Genomic DNA, 4146 nt, shown 5'->3' on the forward strand with positions numbered 1-4146 from the left:
GTTGTTACATTTAAATTTGTATAATTTAATGTGGTTGTTGTAGTTGCTGGCGAATAAGTAATCCAATTTGTTCCTCCATCTGTTGAATATTCCCATCTTACCACCGTTGCTGTTGTTCCACTTAAGGTTAATGCACCATTATTTCCGCTACAAACACTTGCCGTACCTGCAATAGTACCAGTTGAGGTAACAGTAATGGTATGCTCAGTCCATTGAGGAGTACATCCTGCAGCGGTAGCCCTTACTACGGCCGTTCCGGAAAATAATGCTGAAAAGGTTACCTCTCCAGTAACTGCATCGATTACGGCTTGATTTTTTGCTGTACTGATCATGTAGGTAATCCCAGTTGCATTTGTTGCTGTTGCGGTATAAAACTGGGATCCCGCACCCTGGCATCTGCTCGAAGTTGCACCAGCGGCAAATACTGGCTTTGCTACCAATCCATTTACTTGAATTGATCCAGAAGCTGATACATTTGGGCTCCCCCCTGTTGAGGTTACCACATAATCTATTGGCCCCGCAGTAATTGCAGTTGGTGTTCCTGAAATAGTTAATACCCTTGTACTACTGTTATAACTCGATGTAACTCCCGCAGGTAAGCCAGTAACATTTGCACCTGTAGCTGTTCCACCAATGGCATAAGTGATATTGGTAATGGCTGTGTTTATACATACCGTTTGCGCATCACTCGGTGGTGTAGAAGAAGAAGTTAGGGAAATTGTGGTAACTGGAACTACGGTTACAGAACTTGCATCGTTTGCAGTATTACCATCGGTTTGCGAGCCGGTAATGGTGGCTGTATTTGTGTAATTACCTGATGAATTTACTTTTGCCGTAACCACCAAGGTTGCCGAACCATTTGGCCCTAGCGACCCAATGTTCCATAATCCTGTAGTTCCGTCATAAGAAGTACCTGTTGAGGCAACGCTGCTTATAAAGGTAAAACCTGAAGGCAATAAATCTGTAACAGAAACCCCCAAAGCTGTCCCTACGCCAGTATTTGATGCACTAATCGTAAAACGAACGGTACCGTTAATAGGTGGCTTTGCATCATCAACGGTTTTAGTAACACTTCTTTCAACATTACAAAGTGCCACGGTTACGGGCACAGATTGCGCCGAAACGCCACATTCTAAAGTTGTTGTTAATGAATAAGAGCCAGATTCTGTTGGTGTAAACGTACTACCTGTTGCACCTGCTATGGCAATACCATTTAAATACCATTGAAAAGGCGCTACCGCACCTGCACCGACAGAAAGTGAAGCAGAAGCGCAATCAGGTTGTGTTAAAATGGGTGTAATAGGCTGTTCTGCCATTGGAGTTATAAAATTGGCCATAGAAACCCCAGGACTTGCCTGAATCTGTACCATTGCAGCATTCATCCTAACATCGCTAGTAAAGGTTATTGCCCCAGGCGATTGTATATTTGCATTGGTATAATCGATGATATAAATTCCACTACTACCAATCTGTCTCCTAATACCAACCCCAGCTATCGCTTCTAAATCTGTATTGTTATAATTTGTAGTTGCACTTCCTGTTGTGGTAATATAAATTTTAGCAGTTGAACTTTTAGTAGTGATATAGCCAAAATATTGTAGGTCGGCTAGATTAAGATCCCGATATTTGTATGTTTTCGCAATTAAACTTCCGCCACAGGCTGATATAGGGGCCAAAGTTAACAAATCAACTTCGCAACCAACAGCAACACCACTATAAGCCACTACGTTTTTAGTAGCCGAAATTTTTGACGTAGAATATTGAACACCTGTTTGTCCACTTCCAGTAGATCCTCCACGAATACCATTATCAACGGTTACAAAACTACCTGCTGCAATAAGTGTATAAGAATCTGTTGATACCAAGGCCCCAGCTAAATTGTAGTTTGTTACAGTAACAGTAGTATTGGGTAAAGTTGCTATAATTGTAGTTTGTTCAGCTACGTTATTTCCTCCACTACGTACCACTAAATAATCGGTACCTAACGATGTAATAGGAGGTATTGAGTTATAAACACCATCCAAACAAGCAATAGGACCATCAGCATTAGAGGAAACATTCATTACTACCTTTGCTGAACTCTCTACCAAAGACCCCATTCCAGCTTTAAACAAATAGCCTTGCCCCTTATTTAAAGTAACCAATGCAGTACCGTTTAATTTAACCGTAGTATTGTTTTCTATAGCCATTACGCTATACACAGGTTTTTTTTCTGTGGCCCCAAGGTCTATAGCTTGTTGACCACTCAATCCATTTAAATCACCATCACGGTAATAGCCCACCCTAAAGGCTGTTCCTATGGCYGCATCACCATAACTAAATAGCGAGGCATCTCCAGTTATCTGTGGGGTACTGGCAGTTCTAACATTTCTAACATTTACCRTAATGGGATTAGTTCCATCAACAATTATCCCCCTATCAGAAAGTACAGTATTTAAACCATTTAGAGGCACAGTAGTATAATCTCCAACAAACCGATAAACCGCAGGTACTGTAGGCGTTGGGCTAAGCGTAGTTAAAAGCGTGCCATCACTTTTTTTAACTGTAACTGTAGTGTTTAATGTGTTGGTGGTAACTACTAATTCATTAGCACTAGACCAATACTGCCAAAATGCTGGAGCAATATAATGGGTTTTATAAGTCTGTCCAAACGCTGTCCCAAAGTTGAAAAGAATAAAGGCTAATAAAAAAAACAGCCAGCGGCCAAAACAGCAGTTAAAATGTTTCGTTAAATTAATTTTCTTACCCAAAAAAATACGCAGATAGCGGGATAGAGAGTGTAAATTTTTATTCATACGCTGGATGATATGTACTTGTATCACTAGGGGGAATGATACCGTTCTAAAGCTTTTTTATTTCAAGAAGTATTTACGCAATCTTAAAACCTATGGTTTTAAAAACTGAAATTCTATGAGCAATAATTTTTAGTCGTTCATTTTATTCATTTATGTGCACAAAGATATATTATTAAGTATCAATATTATTACGATAGGTCTAAATTATGTATAATTAATTATACGGGAAATATTAATTTGACATTTACCAAATAAAACATCCATTTAAACCATGTGCTGGCATATTCTGCAAACAGCTATAATTCAGATATTTTGATCTTGATCAACTAAATAAATACAACTTATAGCTATATTAGTTTTAAGTCGGAGCTAATGCGCCTACAAATAAAAATTCTGTATGACTTATTCATTTTAAAAACCGGAAATTATTTCACATAGAATTTCGGCGTTAACTAGAAAGACTTAAATAAAACTTTGAGTGTTTTGAAATGTTGACATAATAATCAACATGTATGCTATGAAAACTAAAGACAATAAAAACGCAGCGGAAAAAGAGCGTAAAAATAAAGGAAGCGCAAAGGGAAAGGCCTCCTTCGATCAAAACGGAAAGGGTTCTTCAGATAAATTTGGTCAGGCTGGCTCCACACCTAACGAATCAGGAGAGAGTGGGCTTGGTACTGTAGATAAAAACAAAAAGACTTAAAAAAGATAAAAAGAGTAAAATACTCTTTTTATCTTTCGTAGATACTCATCTTTTCTGCAAGTTCTATAATGCTTTTTATTTTTAGCTTTTGGAAAAGTCTCAACTTATAAGTACTTACTGTACCCATTTGAAGATTTAGCTGGTTAGAAATTTCTAATACTCCAATCCCTTTTGTTAGTAATTCTGCTACTTCTAATTCTCTACCCGAAAGTTTGGTAAAAGGATTATCGGCATCATTACCCAATATACTGTTGAACATATTTTCCTTAACATTTCTACTTGAATAGCGACTGCCTGCTAAAATCGTAGTAATAGCGGTTACAATTTCTGATTCTTCTGCATTTTTGGTTAAGTAACCCGATGCACCCGATTTTAAATATGGAACAGCATAAATATTCTCATTCAAAGATGAAAATACCAGGATTTTTGCGTTTGGCTGAACCAATTTAATCTGATCGATTACCTTAAGGTTGTTACCTCCGGGCAAGTTCACATCAATGATGATTAAACTCGGCGATTTTTCTGTTTCAACAAGCGCCTGCTCTAGAGTAGATGCATGAATAATTTCAACACCAGGCCAAAAGTCTGATATTAAACCTTTTAATCCACGGCGGATGATCTCGTGATCATCAGCGATGAGCACAGTAA

At 38.1% G+C, this 4146-nt stretch carries 3 protein-coding genes; 1 reads left to right on the forward strand and 2 read right to left on the reverse strand.

Translation table 11 applies throughout. The features are described from left to right. The coding region (locus AC1DPQ_RS19750; RefSeq protein WP_477610628.1) for a hypothetical protein at positions 1–2795 on the reverse strand (2795 nt) is incomplete at its 3' end. Between the two features lie 517 nt (positions 2796–3312). Between AC1DPQ_RS19750 and AC1DPQ_RS19755 the strand changes: the two genes are divergently transcribed. Then, positions 3313–3498, forward strand: a complete 186-nt coding sequence (locus tag AC1DPQ_RS19755; protein ID WP_477610629.1) for a hypothetical protein — start codon at positions 3313–3315, stop codon at positions 3496–3498. A 28-nt stretch (positions 3499–3526) separates the two neighbouring features. Here the strand turns inward: AC1DPQ_RS19755 and AC1DPQ_RS19760 are convergent. Beyond that, positions 3527–4146 (reverse strand): response regulator (locus AC1DPQ_RS19760; RefSeq protein ID WP_477610630.1); only part of this gene is annotated, 620 nt, incomplete at its 5' end.

Source organism: Pedobacter sp. 01T416_2 (assembly GCF_056398925.1).